Origin of the sequence: Mycobacterium sp. (assembly GCF_035653355.1) — a bacterium.
Taxonomy (GTDB): domain Bacteria; phylum Actinomycetota; class Actinomycetes; order Mycobacteriales; family Mycobacteriaceae; genus Mycobacterium.
The window spans coordinates 1-19,251 of the sequence record NZ_DASRBZ010000171.1; the positions used below are offsets into that span (position 1 = coordinate 1).

Annotated in this window: 19 protein-coding genes and 2 tRNA genes; 9 read left to right on the forward strand and 12 right to left on the reverse strand. The window is 63.0% G+C overall.

Features of this window, described 5'->3' with window-relative positions; translation table 11 throughout:
- Window positions 1-569: alpha/beta hydrolase (locus VFA16_RS05520; protein WP_324966849.1), on the forward strand; the 569-nt coding region annotated here is incomplete at its 5' end.
- 53 nt (window positions 570-622) lie between these two features.
- On the opposite strand, the gene VFA16_RS05525 is transcribed toward VFA16_RS05520, so the two are convergent.
- A tRNA-Ala gene (locus tag VFA16_RS05525) sits at window positions 623-708 on the reverse strand.
- Between the two features lie 245 nt (window positions 709-953).
- On the opposite strand from VFA16_RS05525, the gene VFA16_RS05530 reads away from it, so the two are divergent.
- Window positions 954-1,763, forward strand: coding sequence for a hypothetical protein (locus tag VFA16_RS05530; protein WP_324966850.1), 810 nt, complete (start codon window positions 954-956; stop codon window positions 1,761-1,763).
- Here the strand turns inward: VFA16_RS05530 and VFA16_RS05535 are convergent.
- Window positions 1,705-2,178 (reverse strand): hypothetical protein, encoded by a 474-nt coding sequence (locus tag VFA16_RS05535; RefSeq protein WP_324966851.1) that lies wholly within the window; start codon window positions 2,176-2,178, stop codon window positions 1,705-1,707. The two genes, VFA16_RS05530 and VFA16_RS05535, sit on opposite strands and share 59 nt — an antisense overlap.
- Before the next feature lie 84 nt (window positions 2,179-2,262).
- Here VFA16_RS05535 and VFA16_RS05540 point away from each other — a divergent pair, with 84 nt between their 5' ends.
- The 3 genes from VFA16_RS05540 to VFA16_RS05550 all read left to right on the forward strand — a co-directional run bounded on the left by VFA16_RS05540 (window position 2,263) and on the right by VFA16_RS05550 (window position 8,478).
- Window positions 2,263-3,186 (forward strand): hypothetical protein, encoded by a 924-nt coding sequence (locus VFA16_RS05540; protein WP_324966852.1) that lies wholly within the window; start codon window positions 2,263-2,265, stop codon window positions 3,184-3,186.
- A gap of 354 nt (window positions 3,187-3,540) precedes the next feature.
- On the forward strand, window positions 3,541-5,007 hold the full coding sequence (locus VFA16_RS05545; RefSeq protein ID WP_324966853.1) for a restriction endonuclease: 1,467 nt from the start codon (window positions 3,541-3,543) through the stop codon (window positions 5,005-5,007).
- The gene (locus VFA16_RS05550) at window positions 5,008-8,478 is read left to right on the forward strand and encodes a DEAD/DEAH box helicase (RefSeq protein ID WP_324966854.1); all 3,471 of its coding nucleotides are present in this window, start codon (window positions 5,008-5,010) and stop codon (window positions 8,476-8,478) included.
- Window positions 8,479-8,620: 142 nt separating this feature from the next.
- Here VFA16_RS05550 and VFA16_RS05555 read toward each other — a convergent pair whose 3' ends face one another.
- Window positions 8,621-9,532 (reverse strand): HK97 family phage prohead protease, encoded by a 912-nt coding sequence (locus tag VFA16_RS05555; RefSeq protein ID WP_324966855.1) that lies wholly within the window; start codon window positions 9,530-9,532, stop codon window positions 8,621-8,623.
- A 142-nt stretch (window positions 9,533-9,674) separates the two neighbouring features.
- Here VFA16_RS05555 and VFA16_RS05560 point away from each other — a divergent pair, with 142 nt between their 5' ends.
- Complete coding sequence (locus VFA16_RS05560) at window positions 9,675-10,301, forward strand: site-specific integrase (RefSeq protein WP_324966856.1); 627 nt, start codon at window positions 9,675-9,677, stop codon at window positions 10,299-10,301.
- Window positions 10,302-10,368: 67 nt separating this feature from the next.
- Here the strand turns inward: VFA16_RS05560 and VFA16_RS05565 are convergent.
- The 5 genes from VFA16_RS05565 to VFA16_RS05585 form a co-directional block, all read right to left on the reverse strand.
- Window positions 10,369-10,444, reverse strand: a tRNA-Ala gene (locus VFA16_RS05565).
- A gap of 51 nt (window positions 10,445-10,495) precedes the next feature.
- Entirely contained in the window at window positions 10,496-11,467 is a 972-nt protein-coding gene (gene glpR / locus VFA16_RS05570) for a gephyrin-like molybdotransferase receptor GlpR (RefSeq protein ID WP_324966857.1), read from the reverse strand.
- A 202-nt stretch (window positions 11,468-11,669) separates the two neighbouring features.
- A complete protein-coding gene (locus tag VFA16_RS05575; RefSeq protein ID WP_324966858.1) occupies window positions 11,670-12,323 on the reverse strand; it encodes a GNAT family protein in 654 nt (217 codons plus the stop codon).
- 14 nt (window positions 12,324-12,337) lie between these two features.
- Window positions 12,338-13,594 (reverse strand): gephyrin-like molybdotransferase Glp, encoded by a 1,257-nt coding sequence (gene glp, locus VFA16_RS05580; protein ID WP_324966859.1) that lies wholly within the window; start codon window positions 13,592-13,594, stop codon window positions 12,338-12,340.
- An 84-nt stretch (window positions 13,595-13,678) separates the two neighbouring features.
- Window positions 13,679-14,581, reverse strand: coding sequence for a UTP--glucose-1-phosphate uridylyltransferase (locus VFA16_RS05585; RefSeq protein WP_324966860.1), 903 nt, complete (start codon window positions 14,579-14,581; stop codon window positions 13,679-13,681).
- Window positions 14,582-14,656: 75 nt separating this feature from the next.
- On the opposite strand from VFA16_RS05585, the gene VFA16_RS05590 reads away from it, so the two are divergent.
- The 3 genes from VFA16_RS05590 (at window position 14,657) to VFA16_RS05600 (ending at window position 16,359) form a co-directional block, all read left to right on the forward strand.
- A complete protein-coding gene (locus VFA16_RS05590; RefSeq protein ID WP_324966861.1) occupies window positions 14,657-15,265 on the forward strand; it encodes a 5-formyltetrahydrofolate cyclo-ligase in 609 nt (202 codons plus the stop codon).
- Window positions 15,266-15,324: 59 nt separating this feature from the next.
- A complete protein-coding gene (locus VFA16_RS05595; protein ID WP_324966862.1) occupies window positions 15,325-15,642 on the forward strand; it encodes an FmdB family zinc ribbon protein in 318 nt (105 codons plus the stop codon).
- Window positions 15,643-15,708: 66 nt separating this feature from the next.
- Window positions 15,709-16,359 (forward strand): SAF domain-containing protein, encoded by a 651-nt coding sequence (locus tag VFA16_RS05600; RefSeq protein ID WP_324966863.1) that lies wholly within the window; start codon window positions 15,709-15,711, stop codon window positions 16,357-16,359.
- Here the strand turns inward: VFA16_RS05600 and VFA16_RS05605 are convergent.
- The 4 genes from VFA16_RS05605 to VFA16_RS05620 all read right to left on the reverse strand — a co-directional run.
- A complete protein-coding gene (locus tag VFA16_RS05605) occupies window positions 16,346-16,795 on the reverse strand; it encodes an MscL family protein (protein WP_324966864.1) in 450 nt (149 codons plus the stop codon). The genes VFA16_RS05600 and VFA16_RS05605 overlap by 14 nt on opposite strands.
- Window positions 16,796-16,963: 168 nt before the next feature.
- Window positions 16,964-17,458, reverse strand: a complete 495-nt coding sequence (locus VFA16_RS05610; RefSeq protein WP_324966865.1) for a MogA/MoaB family molybdenum cofactor biosynthesis protein — start codon at window positions 17,456-17,458, stop codon at window positions 16,964-16,966.
- 47 nt (window positions 17,459-17,505) lie between these two features.
- Complete coding sequence (locus tag VFA16_RS05615; RefSeq protein ID WP_324966866.1) at window positions 17,506-18,843, reverse strand: S1C family serine protease; 1,338 nt, start codon at window positions 18,841-18,843, stop codon at window positions 17,506-17,508.
- A 53-nt stretch (window positions 18,844-18,896) separates the two neighbouring features.
- A partial coding sequence (locus VFA16_RS05620; RefSeq protein ID WP_324966867.1) for a sensor histidine kinase occupies window positions 18,897-19,251 on the reverse strand: 355 nt, incomplete at its 5' end.

Consider the following 19,251-nt stretch of genomic DNA (forward strand, 5'->3'; position numbering starts at 1 on the left):
ATCTTTCCGATGTGACGCTGGTCGGCAGCGACACCGGAGGTGGGATTTGCCAATTGGTCGTCGACGCCTATCCGGACCGGATTGGCCGCTTGGTGCTGACCAACTGCGACGCGTTCGACAAGTGCCCGCCGTTCCCGTTCGACGTCGTGTTCGGGTTACTTCGCGGCCCGATCTCGATCAAGTCGCTCTTCGGACAACTGCGGTTGCGGGCGCTGCGTCACTCGCCGCTCGGCTTCGGCCTGCTGATTGACCAGCCCGACCCGCAACTCACCGCCGCCTGGCTGCAGCCCTGCCTCAACGACTCACGCATCTGCCGCGACCTGGCGGCGCTGCTGCGTCAAGTGGCCACCGCCGATCTCACCGACGTGGCCACCCGCCTACCCGAGTTCACCAAGCCGGTCACCCTGGTGTGGGGCCAGCGGGACCGCTGCTTCACCCCGGACCTGGGCCGACGCCTGGCTGGGTTATTCAGCAACGGGAAGCTGATCGAGGTGCCTGACGCTAAAACCTTTGTCGCCCTTGCCAAGCCGGACGTGGTGATCGACGCGATAGCGGCAACCACTGCTTAGAAACCGGGCTGCGGGGCATCAATGGTCAGCGCATAGGCATGCTGAGCACATTGTGGAGCTAAGGGGATTCGAACCCCTGACCTACTCGATGCGAACGAGTCGAAAAATGCCTACCTGGGCGTTTGCTGACCGAAGCTCCGTTGGCGTGCTGCATCGTTGCAGGTCAGGACGGTTGGAACTGTTGGCCAACAAAATCGGTCTAAAACTTGGCGACGATTTACTGCGGGCCGGGCTGCGGGCCGGGGCGATTCGAGCAGTGCGTTAGCAAACAACACTCGACGGCAGACGCAACCAGCAACCGCTCCTTTTGCCTCGCCGCCGCCTGTTGCCCGCGCCGCGTGTCGCTCGGCGGCGACGCAACCGAACCCTGATTCACTGGCCGACATGACCGCTCCCCGCCCCCGCCACGACGGCGGCTGGCACTTCTCATGGCTTATTGCCGTGGCCATCGGCGTGGCCCTGCTCTTGATCCTCGCTGTGGGGTTCGGTGTCGGGGCACAGTGGGGCGCGTCCCAGTTCGGTCCGCTGTCCGAATGGGTGGCGGGTATCGCAACGACCGCCGCCGTCGTGGTCGCACTGCGCCAGGCGATCATCGCGCAGCGGCAAGCCGGGATCGCGCAGCAGCAGGCCAAGGATTCGAGGGACGAGACGATTCGATTGCAGTTTGAGCGGCTCGTTGACCACGAGATTAGCAGGCGGCGGGAATGCATCGATGCGCTGAGTGATCTGTGGGGCGCAATTGTCAGCGCCGGTCCGACCTACATGGTTTTCATTCAAGAGATGGACAACATCGATGGGACGCGTGATTTTTTCCAGCAGTACACGCCTAGCGGGTTGCAGGACAGCAAGACCTACGCGGAGGAACTTGTCGAACGCATCCAAGACTTCTTCGCCCAGTGGCTAATTGCGACTCAGCCCCCGCTATTCCGCGCCCGATTGATACTTCGCGGCACACCGCTGCAGAGCGCCGTGAAAGACATCAACACGGGCCTCAAAACGATGTCCGAAGAAGGACTGCCCAGCCTCACGAGGCCAATCGCACAGAATCGCGCCCCCGACACCGAGACGATCAGGACGTTGTGGAAAGACCTCAATCTACTGCGCGATGGGCATATGAGATTGGCGGAAGAACACTTCAGCTTGAGGCGTGAGGATGCGGCGGAAGCTGTGCGACAGAACGAATTACAGGGGTAGTGGAGTTACGCAATTCAGCGGCCCTCCCGGCCACATCCGCCGCCATCGCGGCTTGCCAGTTGCCGTGCCACCGGTTCACGCAGGACTGGCGTTCACGCATCCGCGTAAGACCACCGACCACCACAACCTCGTCGGCCTGCAACGAGACCTGTGCCCAGCCGGATGGCTCCAGCGCCCAGGCTGTCTCACCGACCAGCACCGCGCCGCCGACCCGTAGCGAACGGTGGTAGTCCTGGCGGTACTTGACCGCCCACTGTTCGCTGGGATCGGCAGTGGTCAACTCGGACAACAGTTTTGACAGCAGGCACTCGATGTGCCCGCAGGACGGGAAGGCGACCGGAAATTCCGTCCAGACTCGCAGCTTCTCCCACCACGGGGTCTCCGTTCGGTAGAGAACTTTGACGGGCACTTCCATAGCTCATCAATCTATCGGGTGAGCGGGCGTCCGTACAGGGATCTCGGCTACCAGTCGCAGTGCTGCACTGGCAGCATGTTGGGCATGCCCTGGTGGTTTCACAACCGAATAACTGTCGGAGACAGAAAACTTGAACCTCAGCAGCAGGACCAGTGGGTACTCCATCAGTCCGAAGGGGAGACGGTTACGCTCTGGAAAAACCACGACCCAACCAGTGATGTTGACTGGCTGAGGCTCGACGGAATCCAGTACGAAACGTCGGATGCAGCATTTGAAGCTGGCAGACGATGGAGGCAATATATTTCGATAGCGTTCGCAAGACTTGGTATCGCGGTGGATTTGGACCCAAATCCATTGCCCATGCCCCGTAGACATGTCGATCGCCCCATGGATCCAGAAGTGCCTGGTCTACTAGTAATCCCGCGTCCACCGCCAGGACTCGTTGGCAGAGTCGAATACTGGACAGAGATACAGCCGCCGATACGGCTCGATAATTTCACGACGCAGGACTTACCAACCGTTCAGGCTCAATTCCCGAACTTGCTGACTCGGCGCTTAGAACTGGCGTACAACCTTTTTCACCTGGCGCTGGCACAGGCTAACCCCGAACTCAAGTACATACTGCTCATCACAGCCGTCGAGGCGCTCATACCGGACGAAAGGCCGTTGAAAGCGGAAAATGTGATTGAGTTGCTTGAACTGCTGCGTAAACAGGCGATGGCGTCCGATGGATTCAATCGAAAAGCACGCCAGCGAGTCGCCGGGATATTGGAAATTGAAAAGATCGAAACCATCACTAAAGTCGGCAAAACCTTGGCCGAGAAGTTGACTGACCAATACGACGGACAGTCTGCGCCAGACTTCTTTGAAGTGAATTACGCAGGCCGCAGTGCTCTTGTCCATGGAAGCACCGATCCGGACAAGAGGCCCAGCCCTAGGGAAGTCCAGCGCAGAATTCCTCACCTTCAGCAATTCGTGCTAGACCTACTCACTGTAGAGTCCGCTTAGCCCGCGCTCAGTGCTGGTTATCAAACGGCGAGCTTGCCGACCTTGCCTGAGGTCGTGGCGGTCAGATGCGCCAGCTTCGTTCGACCCCGGGACCGAAAATCTGGTCGCTCGTCGGGGCCAGTCGATAGATTTGGACTGAGTGATCAGTGACTTGAGCTAGCGGGGGCAGCCATTATGGGGCTATTCGACGGCGGGCGGCGACGGGCGGAGCAACTGGATGCGCAGCGGATCCTGTCGGATCTAGTGCGTAGAAGGCAATATTTTTTCAGCAGATCGGTCGAATGGGACTCCGCTCAGAGGCTGCTGACGAGCATCTACACAGCGGACCAAGCCCGCAGAACTTCGATCGACTGCTTGGGCCGAATCAAGTACCTCGAAGTGCCCGAGCCCGCGCCGCAAATGCCATTCTTCGCCCCTTCCTCCCTTCCCCCGCTTTCAGAGTGCCCAGCGAAGCTGGCGGAATTACAGTACCGATTCCAGGTGGAGGTTCAACACCATGCCGAACGGGAAAGGGCGCGTTTACAGGAGCTTGCGACGCTGAAGGCGCAGTTGCCTCGCATACAGGCTGCCGAGCTTCAGAGAAGACGCGAATGGCAGAAGAGTTGCTGGCCGAAACATGTTGTGCTGGAACGGGATATTTATGAGTTGCCCGATGTGGAGACGCAGGTCAAGATTCAAAATCGCAACATCGAGTCACGGGTTGAAGCACTCAACGACCTTCTAGGGGTAGGTCTTCAGCAACTGCCACGCGATTACAGCGATTTCCTCGGACTCACCTCACACCTGACCGAGAGCTACCGCACCGGAGATCCCGGCGGCATCGCGTCTTTCATCGAATCGGTGCTCACGGGAATGCCGCTGCCTGACTTCATCGAACCCAAGGCGAAGGTTGCCTACATGCCCGACTCGCGGCAATTGGTGGTCGAGTATGAGTTGCCTTCAGTGGGAATCGTTCCGACAGCGAAGCAGTACCGGTTCGTTAAGAGCCGAGAAACCGTAACGGAAACGGCGCGGCCCCTATCGCAGGTAAAAGCCCTGTATGCCAGCGCAATTGCGCAAACGACTCTTCTCTGTCTTACCGGCGTCTTCGACGCTGATATCAAGCAGCACATCGACGTCCTGGTCTTCAACGGCGTTGTGGACACGATCGATCCGCGCACCGGTAAACCGACTAGGCCATGCCTGATCACTGTCCGAACGACCCGAGACACCTTCAGTGATATCGATGTCTCCCAGGTTGACCCAGCCGCCTGCCTCAAGCACCTAAACGCAGGAGTCTCAAAAAGCCCTGCGGAGTTATCGCCAGTACGTCCGGTGCTCGACTTCTCAATGGTGGACCCGCGATTCATCGCGGAAACCGACACCCTGGGCGGTTTGGACGACCGGCCAAACCTGATGGAACTTACGCCGCAACAGTTCGAGTCGCTCATCCAGAACCTCTTCGAAAAGATCGGCCTCGACACCAGGCAGACCCGACCTTCTCGAGATGGCGGCGTCGATTGCGTCGCCTACAACACTGACCCCATCTTGGGCGGCAAGGTCGTAATTCAAGCAAAGCGGTACAAGCACACCGTTGGCGTCTCTGCTGTCCGCGACCTCTACGGCACACTCCAGAACGAGGGTGCGTCCAAGGGAATACTCGTCACGACAAGCCAATACGGCAAAGCATCCTACGACTTCGCCCAAGGCAAACCAATCGAGCTATTCGATGGGGCAAACCTCTTATACCTGCTCGAAACCCACGCGGGCATCAAAGCTCGGATTGAGCCGCCAGATGACTGGCAAGACCCCGTGCCCGACTCGGGCGAGCTATCCGATTAGATGGCTGCCTTCACTGAGCTTTTCGAGAAATTAGACCCTGACGACAACATCAGGGGCAAGCAGTTCGAGCGCGTTTGTAAGTGGTACTTGGAGCACGATCCGTTCTATGCGAGTCAGCTTGCCCGCGTGTGGCTGTGGAAGGACTGGCCTGGTCGCTGGTACCCGCAGAAGGAAGCCGGGATCGACCTCGTCGCTCAGCACCGCGATGGAACGCTGTGGGCGATTCAGGCCAAGGCATACGACGCGGCTTACTCGGTCACGAAGCGCGATGTGGACACGTTCCTCTCGGAGTCAAACCGCAAAGACGACAAGACCGGGCGCCCCTTGTTCTCCTACCGTCTGCTTCTGGCGACGACCCGCAAGCAACTAGGAAGCACCGCCCGAAACACGATCAATGCTCAGTCAATCCCGGTAGGATATCGGGGCCGCACCGAATTTGATGCTGTCGAGATCGCCTGGCCCGCTTCACCTTCTGATCTGCGTGCGCGTCGGCTCCCACCCAAGGAGCCGAAAGGCCACTGGGCTTACCAGGGCGAAGCGATGAGCAACGTAGTGAAGGGTTTCGAGCAGGCCGACCGTGGAAAGCTGATCATGGCGTGCGGGACCGGGAAAACCCTGACCGCGTTGTTCATCCGCGAAAAACTGGCTGCCCAGCGCACACTCGTGTTGGTCCCTTCGCTTCAACTGATGAAACAGACGATCGGCGAGTGGACCCGCAACAAAACGGTGGACTTCGACTTTCTTCCCGTGTGCTCGGATGAGACGGTTTCCAAAGAGGACGACGACATGCCGGTGTCGAGCACGAGCGACCTGGGCTTGCCGGTTACCACCGACCCTGAGAAGATCGCGGCGTTTCTGCGTCGGCGCTCTGGCCCTCTTGTCGTGTTCGCCACCTACCAGTCGTCACCGGAAATCGCTAAGGCATTCAAGCTGGGTCGCGTGCCAGCTTTCGATTTGGCTATCGCCGACGAAGCACACCGTTGCGCAGCCTCTCATTCATCGGAGTTCGCCACCATCCTGGACAAGGAGAAGATCAAGGCTCACCGCCGCTTGTTCATGACGGCTACCCCGCGCATCTACTCGGCTCATGTCCTGAAGACAGCAAAGGAGGCCGGGTATGAGTTCGCCTCGATGGACGACGAGGACAAGTTTGGAAAGGTGTTCCACCGCCTGACTTTTCATGAGGCGATAGAGCGGAAGCTGCTCACCGACTACCAAGTCGCCATCATCGGCGTCGATAACGCCACCTACCGAGGCTGGGCCGAAAAGGGTTGGTTCATCACCATTGACGGCAAGGAAGTGAAGGACGCTCGCTCGGTGGCTGGACAGATCGGCCTAGCCAAAGCGATGCGCGAGTACGGCCTGCACCGGGTCATTACTTTCCACCGGCTCGTCAAGGGGGCCAAGGCGTTTAAGGCGTCGTTTCCTGACGTGATCGATTGGATGCCCGCACGGCAGCGACCCAAGGGCATGCTGTGGACGGATCATGTTGACGGCACGATGTCTGCCTCGGAGCGCCAGCGTAGGCTGCAACGTCTTGGCGATGTAGGTAATGGCGAGCACGGGGTAATCTCTAATGCGCGTTGCCTCACCGAAGGAATCGACGTCCCCAGCCTTGACGGCGTGGCCTTCATCGACCCAAAACGATCAGACATCGACATCGCCCAGGCTGTCGGTCGAGCCATCCGGCTTGCTGACGGCAAGACACTCGGCACCATCGTCATCCCCGTTTTCATCGACACCGACGAGTCGAACCCCGATGTCATTCTTGAAGACTCAGCGTTCAAACCGGTTTGGGACGTACTGCTGGCACTGCGGTCGCACGATGAGGACTTGGCCCAACAGCTTGATGACTTGCGCCGGATGCTCGGGCGCCTACCTCGTGGCAGTCGTGGTTCATTACGACTGCCGCCCAAGATTAAGGTTGTTGACATCCCCGACGTCTGTGGGGGCGAATTCGCCAGCGCCTTCAAAGTGCGAATCATCGAGCAGACCACCGCCTCTTGGGAGTTCTGGTTCGGGCTGCTGGAGCAATTTGTTCAACAGAACAATCACGCTCGCGTCCCAAAGTCGTACGTAGCCAATGGCTACCGTCTCGGTGGTTGGATCAGTAACCAACGCACCCACTACTCCAAAGGCACGCTTGATGCCGATCGGCAACGGCGGCTCCAAGACCTGACCGGCTGGTCGTGGGACGTGAACGTCGACCTGTGGGAGGAAGGTTTCAACAGGCTCCTGGATTACATCGAGGAGAATGGTCACACCCGCGTGCCTGCGAAGTACAGGGTAAATGGGTACCCACTTGGACAATGGGTGGCCATACAACGCAGCTTTGGCAACAGGGGCGCACTCGACCCCGACCGCAAGCGCCGACTTGCCAACCTGACCGGCTGGACGTGGGACATCATCGGCGACCTGTGGGAGGAAGGTTTCAGCAGGCTCCTTGATTACATCCAGCAGCATGGTCACTCCCGCGTACCCGCGCAGTACCGGGTGAACGGGTACCCACTTGGACAATGGGCGACGGTACAACGCAGCACTTACAACAAAGGCGCACTTGACCCCGATAAGCGGAGCCGGTTGGCAGACCTACCCGGCTGGTCGTGGGATGCCCAGGATGCCAAGTGGGAACAGGGCTTCCGGCTACTGCAGGAATACGTCGAACACCATGGTGACGCCCGAGTCCCATCGTCCTACACAATCGATGGCTACCAACTTGGGACGTGGGTCATGACTCAACGCCGCAGAAAGGGAGAACTTAGTTCCGACAGGCAGCGCCTGCTCCAGGACCTGGCGGGCTGGACATGGAACACCCTCGAAGCCAAGTGGGAGGAGGGCTTCCGGCGACTGCAGGAATACGTCGAACAACATGGTGACGTCCGAGTCCCATCGGACTACAACGTCGACGGTTACCGACTGGGAAGGTGGGTCATTAAGCAACGACGCGCCCAAGCCCAGGGGAAGCTTGATCCCGATAGGCGGTGCCGATTGATTGCCCTTCCGGGCTGGTCCTGGGATAAGCGAGCCTCCGGCTGGGAGGAGGGTTTCCGGCGATTGCAGGATTACGTCGAACACCACGGTGACGCCCGAGTCGAAAAGTCTCATCAGGTCGACGGCTACCGGCTTGGGGTTTGGGTTGCCACGCAACGTAAACGATACGCCCAGGGAAGGCTTGAACCCGATAGACAGCGCCTACTGCAGGGCTTGCCAGGCTGGACGTGGAACACCCTGGATGTGAATTGGGAAAAGAGCTTCAGCCGACTTCTGGAATATGTCCAACTCTATGGCGACGCCCGAGTCCCAGTGGCCTACGAAGTCGATGGTTATCCTCTAGGGCGATGGGTAGCCGTGCAGCGCCGTTTCCGCACCAATGGAAAGCTCAGCTCCGACAGACAACGCCGGTTACAAGACCTACCCGGCTGGACATGGGACGCTACCACGTACAAGGGATTTGGAAGCAGCAAACGATGACAAGGTCGAAGGTCCAAAAGATTCGTTCGGGACACCTTAGCTGAACCCAGCGGCGTCCAGGTCTATGAACAGGCGGCTGAGCACGTCCATTTGCCGCCCAGCGGCCTCGCTGAGCGATGTTCGGCGGTGGGCGAGGGTAAAATTATGCTGTCCGCACCCGTTCCTCTGTCAGGGCGGCAATGCGTGCGGCCTGGTAATCGTCAACCAGGCTGCGGGTCTCGGCGATGGTGCTGACCATTGCCTGCGTGTTGCGGCGCAACCGCTCTTGGAGTTCAGCGGCCTCGCTGCGCCGCCGGTTCGCCTCGATGCGCCGGTTGAGGTCTCGTCGGTCCTCGTCGCTCGCTTCCATCTGGCGCAGCCGGTTCTCGTCCAACCGCCGTTGCAGATCGTTAGGCGTGACCTGCTGTCCACGATTGCGTGCCTCAATCAATGCCGGGGTCGGAGCGATGTCTCGGTTGTCAGTGCGTGTGAATAGCTTTGGAAGCTCCTTCCGACGTGCCAGGTCATATACATCATTCGGGTCAACTCCCAATTGCCGCGACAGAGAATCAAGGGATCGCAGACCAACATGAGCGGCTTCGTAAGCAGCGTTCGCGGTGATCGTAACGTCAAGCAACTTTCCGGAGATGAGATGCCGCACAGCGCAACCATTCTCATGCCGCCACTCGTCTTGCGCGTGGGAGAAGGCGAACGACGATCCGGCAACGTCGCCGCGCTCCACCAGTTCGTACACATCGGCGCGACCACGCGGCACACTCATTTCGAACGCCAAACCGGCCTGATCAACTTGGAGATCCAACGTGCCTGCACGCACGGTGGCCAGTAGGTCGCGATGCTCGTACTTGCCCACCACATCACGAAATCTAGTGTCAACCAGACTCTTATTGAAGAAGGATTTTTCGACCTGCTCCTTCCACCCGCCGAAGTCCCTCGACAGACTGCCAAACAATGCGGCGTATCCGCCCACAATCTGGTCACCGGAGACCCGGCCACCCCTGCTGCGTACCTCGACACCCGGTGTGAGAGGGGCGAATTCGATCTCGGGGGGACTCATCGCACTTCCACGGCTATGGTCTCGTCGTATTCCTGCAACACCACGTCAATGGCTGCGAGGGTCAACTGCTTAATGTCTTCTTCAGGCATAAAGATAATGAAACACTTTGCTTCATCAGCTAATTCGGCCCACACGTTATGGGGTGAAGCTGCCCAAGCGTCCGCACTCTGATCGCGGGTACCTGACGCACGGCCAGGTGGTCGCGCTCGCCGCAGCGGTGGACCGAGACCCAACTGTGGTCCGCTTCCTGGCGTACACCGGCCTGCGGTGGGGCGAGATGGCAGCACTGCGTGTACAGGATTTCGACATGCTGCGACGCCGCGTCAACGTGTCGCGGTCGGTCACCGAATCGGGTGGGCTGGTGTGGACCCCTGGCAAGACCCATGAGCGTCGGTCGGTTCCGTTCCCGGCTGTGCTGGCCGATGAGCTGGCGGCGCTGATGGTGGGCAAGAGCCGCGACGCGCTGGTGTTCACCGACATGCGCGGCGGGGTGCTACGGAACTCCAACTGGCGGGCCCGGGTGTTCGCGCCGGCGGTCGAGAAGTGCCAGGTGGGCGACGACACTTTCCCGACCATCACTCCGCACGACTTGCGCCACACCGCGGCCAGCCTGGCGGTGTCGGCGGGCGCGAATGTGAAGGCGCTGCAAAGGATGCTCGGCCACGCCAAGGCGTCGATGACATTGGACGTGTATGCCGATCTGTTCGACGACGATCTGGACAGTGTGGCGTGCAAACTGGACGCGGCGATTCGATCTGCTGCGTACTGACTGCGTACCGGCCAATTCCAAGACCGAAGCCAGCTAACCGCATCGAACCATCTAGCTGGGTTTTCGCTGGTGGAGCTAAGGGGATTCGAACCCCTGACCTACTCGATGCGAACGAGTCGCGCTACCAACTGCGCCATAGCCCCTAGCCGCTAGCAGGCTACCAGCCACGGCGCCGGCAGCTAAAACCCGCGGCGCTACTGACCGGCCGCCCGGGGCAGGTCGTAGTGGCGCGCCAGCGACGCATAGTCGAGGTGCTCAAAGATCGGGTCTTCGTCGTCGATCTCCAGCACCACCGCGCCCGGGCGCCGCAGCCGCGCCGGTATTACGTCGAACTCGCGGTCGTAGGCGTTCTCCACGCCCAGCCTCGACCGCGCGACTCGCTGCATCCGCCGAAGCCGCAGCCGCTGCTCAATCCGGGTCTGCCTGCGCAGGTAGGCCAAATAGAGCACGGTCACACTACCGGCGCCCCCGCAGGCCCACCACGCAGTCGGCGTCACCAAGTACGCCACCAATGCCGTGGCCAGCATGCAGAGCGACAGCGTCATAACCATCCGTTTGCGGAAACGGTATTTGCGGGCACTGACAGCGGCGGAGGTCTTCGATTCGTATCGACGACGCCGCGCCGTCACCGGAGTGGGCGCCGGCGACGGTTCAGCCGCGATCTCGATACCGGACGTGTCGTCCACATACTCGTATTGAGCGGCGTCCTCGTCGGGGTCCTCATCTACCTCGTCAGGATCGTTGGGTTCAGCTTCCGCTTCGCCCATCTCAGCAGCAGCGGTCTGCTCCTCGGCAACTAGCTCGGCCTCGGCTTCCTCGGCCGCACTTTCTATGGGATGCGCCGCCGAGTCCTCGTCGTCGGCGTCGGTGGATTCGAGATCCGCCTGGGCCACCGGTTGTGTCTGGGGTAAATCGTCCTCGTCCTCGAGGTCGTCGAGATCGGAGCTTTCCTGTGGTTGCCAGTCGGGATCGCTGCGATGCCCCGCCGCGGGCCCAGTGCGTCTCAGCAGCCGCGCGCCGGCGGCGCTGTTGAGCACCCGGGTCGCCAATGCCACATCGCTGGTGCGCCGTACCGCATCCCGCTTGCTGATCAGCATGGGGACCAACACGAACAGCCACAGCACCACCAACGAAATCCACAGCAAAGATTGCGGGATGCTTGGCATGTGACCTGCTCCTTTCCCGGCACAAGCGCAGCCGGCCAGGACAATTACACACCTGTAATTTGCTCATTACAAGCACCGCAAACCACAAATGTCACTTTTGTAACACCGTAGACCGGCCCGTTTCCGGCCGAGAGCTCCTAGGCGCTGGCCAGTTGCACTTCCGCTACTCCAAGGATTAGCGCCTTTCGAACCCGATGGCGCGCTAGGCCCAGCTCGCATGTCCGTCCCGGACGAGCGTCGAGGTCACCGTCCCGTACACGTCTTCGACGGTCAGTCCCATCAACAAGTGGTCGCGCCAGGCCCCATCCACCTCGAGGTAGCGCCGCAGCAGGCCCTCTTCCCGGAATCCGACTTTGGCCAGCACTGCCCGGCTGGCCACATTCTCCGGGCGCACGGTGGCCTCCACGCGGTGCAATGCCACAGGGCCGAAGCAGTGGTCGAGCCCCAACGCCAACGCTCCGGTAGCCACTCCCCCGCCCGTCGCTGAGCTAGACACCCAATAGCCGATCCATGCCGACCGCAATGCCCCGTGAATAACGTTGCCGATAGTCAGCTGACCGCAGAATTCCCCGTCCAGCTCGATCGCGTACGGCAGCATCCGGCCTTTGCGGGCCTCAGAACGCAGACTCGAGCACACCGCCGGCCACGACGAAACCGCATGACGGACAGTCCAATCCGCACCGGCGCTGGGCTCCCACGGCTCCAGATGAGCGCGGTCAGTCAACCGGATGCGGCTCCACTGCGCGGCATCGCGCATGCGCACCGGCCGCAGGCGGATGACGCCAGCCGGAACCCGCAGTGGCCCGACGACCATCGGCCACCCGGGATGACGGAAGCTGGTGCGCCACAGGTTCACGGGAGTGTCCCCGATCAGCCTCGCTGAGCCAGGAAGGCAACATCGACGATCTCGCCGGTGCGGATCTGCTCGGCATCGCTGGGAACCATCACTAGACAGTTTGCCTCAGCCAGCGTCGCCAGCAAATGTGATGAGGCGCCTGGGGCGCCGCCGAGAGCCTGCACCAGATAATCGCCGGAGTCCTGATCGCGCATCAGCTGACCGCGCAGATAACCTTTGCGCCCCCGCACCGACGTGATAGGGGACAGCGTCCGGGCCTGCACCACCCGACGCATCGGCTGTCGCTTGCCCAACGAGAGCCGGATCAACGGCCGCACCATCACCTCGAAGACCACCAGCGCGCTAACCGGGTTGGCCGGCAGCAGAAACGTCGGCACCCCCTCGCGGCCCAGCTGACCGAAGCCCTGAACGGATCCCGGGTGCATGGCCACGCGGGTGACTTCCATTTCGCCGAGCTCCGAGAGCACTTTGCACACCGCCTCCGCGGCCGCACCGCCCACCGCACCGGCGATGACGACAATCTCCGCGCGGTTGATCTGACCCTCGACGGCATCGCGGAGTTGCTTGGGATCGCTGCTGACGATGCCGATGCGGTTCACCTCGGCGCCGGCGTCGCGGCCGGCTGCCGCCAGAGCGTAGGAGTTGACGTCGTAAACCTGCCCCGGCCCGGGCGTGCGCGAGATATCGACCAGTTCGCCGCCGACCGCCATCACCGACAGGCGCGGCCGCGGGTGGACCAGCACGCGTTCGCGGCCCACCGCCGCCAGCAACCCCACCTGGGCGGGGCCGATGATCGTCCCGGCTCGCACGGCGACGTCACCAGGCTGCACGTCATCGCCGGTTCGGCGCACATAGGCACCCGACCGCACGCCACGCAGCACCCGTACCCGCGACTGTCCGCCGTCGGTCCAGTGCAACGGCAGCACCGCGTCGGCCAAAGTGGGCAGCGGCGCTCCGGTCTGCACCCGAACGGCCTGGCGGGGCTGCAGCCTTCCGGCCGTGCGGGCACCGGCTTCGATCGTGCCCATGACCGGCAGGCTTGCTTCCCCACCCTCGCCGTCGGGTGACTCAGTGTCGGCGGCACTGAGCACGTCGACACTGCGTACCGCGTAGCCGTCGATCGCGGCCTGGTCGAAGCCGGGGAGTGGGCGTTCGGTCACCACTTCCTCGGCGCACATCAGGCCTTGCGCCTCCGCGATTGCGACCCGGATCGGCCTGGGCGCCACCGCGGCCGCCGACACCCGGGCTTGCTGTTCCTCCACAGAACGCACGGCACGCCTTCCAAGCTTTTAGAAGTTCACGGACCGATCCGGTTGCCCGGCTTCTCTCGGGCACATTCGGCGCCCGAAACGTCGCTAGCGCTCGGTCGGGCCCAACCGCGCCACCAACCATTCCCGCAAGTCCGGGCCGTAGTCGTCACGGTCCAGTGCAAAGTCAACCGCAGCCTTGAGGTAGCCGCCGGGATTTCCCAGGTCGTGTCGAGACCCGCGATGCACCACGACGTGCACGGGATGGCCTTCCTTGATCAGCAGCGCGATCGCATCGGTGAGCTGCACCTCGCCGCCGGCGCCGCGCTCGGTGTGGCGCAGCGCATCGAAGATGGCGCGGTCGAGCACGTAGCGGCCGGCGGCCGCAAACCTCGACGGAGCCTCCTCCGGCTTGGGTTTTTCGACCATCCCATTGACCTTGAGTACGTCCTTGCCGGCGTTGGCCACCGGCTCGACGTCGAAGACCCCATATGCGCTGGTCTCCTCCAGCGAGACCTCGATCGCGCACAACACGCTGCCGCCATGTTCAGCCCGCACCTTCGACATGGTCTCCAGCACACCAATGGGCAACACCAAGTCGTCGGGCAGCAGCACCGCAATTGCGTCCTCGTCGGCCGACAACACCGACTCCACACAGCTGATGGCGTGGCCCAAGCCGAGCGGCTGATCTTGCACCACCGACGCGACCTTGATCAGCTGCGGGGCCCGGCGAACCTTGTCGAGCATGTCCTTCTTGCCGCGGGCCTCGAGCGTGCCCTCCAGCACCAGATCCTCGACGAAATGCGCGACCACGCTGTCTTTGCCCTGCGAGGTGATGATCACCAGGCGTTCGGCACCGGCCTCGGCCGCCTCGGCGGCGACCAGCTCGATGCCCGGGGTGTCGACTACCGGCAGTAGCTCTTTGGGCACCGTTTTGGTGGTCGGCAAAAACCGGGTGCCCAAGCCGGCCGCGGGTACCACCGCCGTGCGGGGAACGTATGCGCGCGCCATGCGTCACACCATAACCGCACTAGGCCGCCCGGCCCGGTGTGGCGGTACGAAAGCTGGTGCTGTCATCGTTGGGGGGTGGGGACCGCCGGCAAGGCAGCGTTGCGAGAGCAGCTGCTGGCTGCTCGCCGCTCGGTCTCCGACGACGTCCGCGCTGCCGAGGCCCGCGCGCTCACCGAGCACCTAAAGCTGCTGGTGACCGGCAGCGGCACCATCTGTGCCTATGTGCCGGTGGGCGCAGAGCCTGGGTCGATCGAGATGCTCGACGTGTTGCTGCGCCGGGTAGGCCGGGTGTTGCTGCCCGTCGCGCGTACGACGAGCGACGACACGCCGATACCACTGCGCTGGGGCGAGTACCGGCCCGGCCGACTGGTGGCCGGGCGGTTTGGTCTACTCGAACCGGCCGAGCCGTGGCTGCCGGCGTCGGCGCTGGCCGACGCGAGCCTGGTGCTGGTACCGGCACTAGCGGTCGACCGCCGCGGGGTTCGCCTGGGCCGGGGCCGCGGCTTCTACGATCGCTCCCTGGCGTGCCGGGACCCGCACGCGGATCTGGTTGCGGTCGTGCGTGACGAGGAGCTGGTCGACGAGCTGCCGTGCGAACCGCACGACGTGCCGATGACTCATGCCCTCACACCCGGGCGCGGGATGATCGCCCTGCACGGCGCAGGAATGACGCGGCCAATGTAGCGGTTCTAGCACTTGAGACGGTAGAGTGCTAACGAAGCTCATCACACTCGGAGGTTTCCGTGCCGACCTACAGCTACGCGTGCACCGAATGCGACAACCGCTTCGACGTTGTGCAGGCCTTCACCGACGACGCGCTGACCACCTGCCAGCGGTGCTCCGGGCGGCTGCGCAAGATCTTCAACTCCGTCGGCGTGGTGTTCAAGGGCAGCGGCTTCTACCGCACTGACAGTCGGGAGTCCGCGAAGACCAACGGTTCGGGTGAGAAGAGCTCAAGCGAGAAGAGCTCGGGCGAGAAGAGCTCAAGCGACAACAGCACTGGCGGGAAGAGCAGCTCAGCGGAGAAGTCGACCGCATCCTCCAGCACAGCGGCGGCCTAGGCGGTTATCCACAGACAGGGGCCGCGACCGGCAGTCCCGCTGATCTCTCGCACCTAGCGTTACGGCATGCGGGAGTCGCTGAACCCATCGCTGCTGACCCAGCTCACACAAGCACTGCGTCCCGACTGGACCCGCACTGTCCTGGCCCGCCGCGTTGCCGCCGCTGCATTGGTGGTGCTGGCCGGCATCGCGGCCATGCGGTCGAACCCCGACGGTGACCGTGCGGACGTCGTCGTCGCCGCACGCGACCTCAGCCCAGGCGTTGCGTTGGCCGCCGACGACGTCCGGCTCGAAAAGCGGCTCGCCACAACAATTCCCGATGGATCGCAGCCTGAGCTGGGCCGTGTGATCGGTTCGACGCTAGCCGGCCCGACACGGCGCGGCGAGGTACTGACCGATGTCCGGTTACTTGGCGGCCGGCTGGCCGAATCGGCAGCTGGCCCGGGTGCGCGGATCGTGCCGCTGCATCCGGCGGATCCCGCACTGATCGACCTGGTTCGCCCCGGTGACGTTGTGGACATCTTGGCGGCCGAGGCGGACGCGAAGGACGCTCCCCGCGTCGTAGCAACCGATGCCGTCGTGATTCTCGTGTCGGCAAAGCCCAAGGCGCAGGCCGGCAACGACGATCGAGTCGTGCTGGTCGCCTTGCCTGCCCGCACGGCGCACGCGGTGGCCGGCGCCGCGTTGGTTCAGACGGTGACGCTCACCCTGCACTGACCGCTTGTCCGCCGCTCGGCGCGGCCTGCTCGGTGGCACAGTACTTGCACTTCTTGGCCGCCTCAGGAATGTCGGACATGCATTGCTGGCACGCCTTGGTCGCCGGCTCCTCGCCGAACACCGTGACCCCGCGGCGCTTCTGGATATGCCGGTAGGGCACCACGATCGCGAAGTACACGACGGACACGAAGACGAGGAAGTAGATGATCGCCGAGATGAACGCCCCGAGGTCGACGAAGGTCGCCTTGTTGCCGGCCGTGCCGAGTTGCCAGCCCAACCCGAAGGTGGCATGCGGTTGCGCGGCCGCGACGAGCGGATTGATCACGCTGTCGGTGAAGGCTTTGACCAGGTTCGAAAAGGCCAAGGCCACAACCAGGCCGACGGCCACGGTGATCACGTCACCGCGCATCACGAAATTCTTGAATCCTTTGAACACGCCGGACACCTCCCGTCAGCACCAATGAGCACGGCGACGTGACGCCACCGCGAAGAACGGTATGTCCCCGAGCACGCAATTTGCGCGGTTCATGGCAATTAGTGATTGAGGGTTGACCGCGCCGTGACACCGGCCAGTGCGGCCATGGCCAGCCGCTCGGAGCCGGAGTTAAATTTCCAGACTCGACAGTTGACCGATGATCTGCGCCGCCAGCGGGTTGAGCGTGGCCATGCCGTCTCGCACGGCATATCGCGATCCGGCGAGGTTGACCACGAGCGTGCTGCCCGATATCCCGGCCAGACCGCGCGACAGCCCGGCGTCGACGATGCCGGCGGACAGCGCCGATGCGCGGATAGCTTCTGCGATGCCAAGGATTTCGCGGTCGAGAATGTCGCGGGTGGCTTCTGGGGTGACGTCGCGAGGGGTGACACCGGTGCCGCCGACCGAGACCACCAGGTCCACGCCGCCGATCACCGCGGTGTTCAACGCGTTGCGGATCTCCACCTCGTCGGCGGCGACGGCCACCACTCCGTCCACGACGAACCCCGCCTCGTTGAGCAATTCGGTCACCAACGGGCCGCTGTGGTCCTCGTCGCCGTGCGCGGTGCGGTCGTCGACCACCACGACCAGTGCCCTGCCGACGATCTCCGCACTCTGTTCCATAGTTGCCACCGTATATCTGGGGTCTGACGACGACCCGGCGACTCTGATCACTGTTCCGCCTTACCGAGTGTGACCTGCACGGTCCGCTTGCCGCCGGGATCCTGGTAGGTCAGGGTCACCTTGTCCCCCGGCGCCTTCGACCGAATGGCGGCGACGAGCGCGTCGGCGCTGTTGATGGGGCGGTCGTTGACTTTGGTGACGGTGACCCCTTTAGGCAGCCCGGCACTGGCCGCCGCTCCGTCGGGCACCACCTCGACCACCTTGGCGCCTGGCGTGTCCTTGTCACTGGTCACCTGCACACCCAGCGAGGCATGTGCCGCCGTGCCGGTGCTGATCAGCTCATCGGCAATGCGCTTGGCCTGATCGATCGGAATGGCAAAGCCCAGACCGATGGAGCCGCTTTGCGCGTCGGCCGAGTCAGCGCCGAGGGTGGCGATCGCCGAGTTGACGCCGATCAAGTCGCCGTTCATGTTCACCAACGCACCGCCGGAGTTTCCGGGGTTGATCGCGGCGTCGGTCTGGATCGCGTCGAGCACGGTGTTCTGATTAGCCGACTCCCCGGTGGTGGACACTGGCCGGTTGAGCGCGCTGACGATGCCTGTCGTCACCGTGCCCTCCAGTCCCAGCGGGGAACCGACCGCCACCACGGGTTGACCGACTCGCAGGTTCGCCGAGGACCCGAGCGTGATGGGCTTCAGTCCCGACATGCCCTGAACGCGGACCACTGCAATGTCACTGGTCGGGTCGCTTCCGACCACCGTGAACGGCGCGGTGCGGCCGTCAGAAAAAGTCACCGTGGTTTTCAGCGCGCCGGGCGGCGCGCCATCGCGCCCGCCCTTGGCGGCAGCGGCGACGACGTGATTGTTGGTCAGGATCGTCCCATCGGGGGACAAAACGATGCCCGAGCCCTCTTCGGACTGCCTGCCCAGGTCTGTCTCGAGCATCACCACGCTGGGCACTACCTTGGCGGCGACCTGCTCTACGGCACCCGCCGGCGCGTTGGCCGCGGGCACGCTGGGAGCGGCGCCGCCCCCGATCGTGCCCGCTGCGCTGCCTGCCGGCTGCCGGCCCTGTTCGACCACCGACGCCACTCCCCCGCCGATGCCGGCTGACACCACCGCGATGGCTAGCGCGCCGACCGTTAATAGCCCTGCGCGAGAACGTTTTTGGCCCACAGGACCGTAGGACGGCGGCGGCGCCCCGACTGCGGGGCCCTGCCCAGCGCCACCAAACGGCCCGTACGGCTGACGGTAGGCGGGCTGCTGCGGGTAGCGCCAGTCGTACTGCTGGCCTTGGCCGGTATAACCGGGCGCCGTCGATTGGTTGGGCGTTGGACGGTATCCCGGCTGCTGCGGCGGTGGCGAATACCTCGGGTGATTCGTCATGTCGCTGGGTCGCTCTTCCGTGAATGGGGCTTCGGATTCAACAGTAACCGCAACTACCCTGCCTGGGTGGACTGAGAATCCGCTGAGACAACGTTCGCGGGACCCAGAGAGTTTCCCGAGTCTGCGGTGCGACCGGCGTCGGCTGCGGGCGCGGGGTGGGCCGCAACCGGTAGCGGACGCCCGGGAAGCAACACATAGATCGACGTGCCCGGGGGCTGACCGCCCGGCACGGTATCTTCCACCCGCAGCGCGCCCCCGTGTTTAAGTACCACCTGCTTGACGATCGCGAGGCCCAGCCCTGATCCGGGCATCGCCCGCGCGGACGCCGAGCGGAAGAACCGCTCGAATACCAGGCTGCGCTCGTGCGGCGGGATCCCCGGACCGTTGTCGGACACCACCAGCTCGGCA

What these genes read in the sequence shown, in the direction of transcription:
- VFA16_RS05530 (WP_324966850.1), top strand. Translation starts at nt 954, where the DNA reads ATGACCGCTCCCCGCCCCCGCCACGACGGCGGCTGGCACTTCTCATGG.
- VFA16_RS05535 (WP_324966851.1), bottom strand. Translation starts at nt 2,178, where the DNA reads ATGGAAGTGCCCGTCAAAGTTCTCTACCGAACGGAGACCCCGTGGTGG.
- VFA16_RS05540 (WP_324966852.1), top strand. Translation starts at nt 2,263, where the DNA reads ATGCCCTGGTGGTTTCACAACCGAATAACTGTCGGAGACAGAAAACTT.
- VFA16_RS05550 (WP_324966854.1), top strand. Translation starts at nt 5,008, where the DNA reads ATGGCTGCCTTCACTGAGCTTTTCGAGAAATTAGACCCTGACGACAAC.
- VFA16_RS05555 (WP_324966855.1), bottom strand. Translation starts at nt 9,532, where the DNA reads ATGAGTCCCCCCGAGATCGAATTCGCCCCTCTCACACCGGGTGTCGAG.
- glpR (WP_324966857.1), bottom strand. Translation starts at nt 11,467, where the DNA reads ATGCCAAGCATCCCGCAATCTTTGCTGTGGATTTCGTTGGTGGTGCTG.
- VFA16_RS05585 (WP_324966860.1), bottom strand. Translation starts at nt 14,581, where the DNA reads ATGGCGCGCGCATACGTTCCCCGCACGGCGGTGGTACCCGCGGCCGGC.
- VFA16_RS05600 (WP_324966863.1), top strand. Translation starts at nt 15,709, where the DNA reads ATGCGGGAGTCGCTGAACCCATCGCTGCTGACCCAGCTCACACAAGCA.
- VFA16_RS05610 (WP_324966865.1), bottom strand. Translation starts at nt 17,458, where the DNA reads ATGGAACAGAGTGCGGAGATCGTCGGCAGGGCACTGGTCGTGGTGGTC.
- VFA16_RS05615 (WP_324966866.1), bottom strand. Translation starts at nt 18,843, where the DNA reads ATGACGAATCACCCGAGGTATTCGCCACCGCCGCAGCAGCCGGGATAC.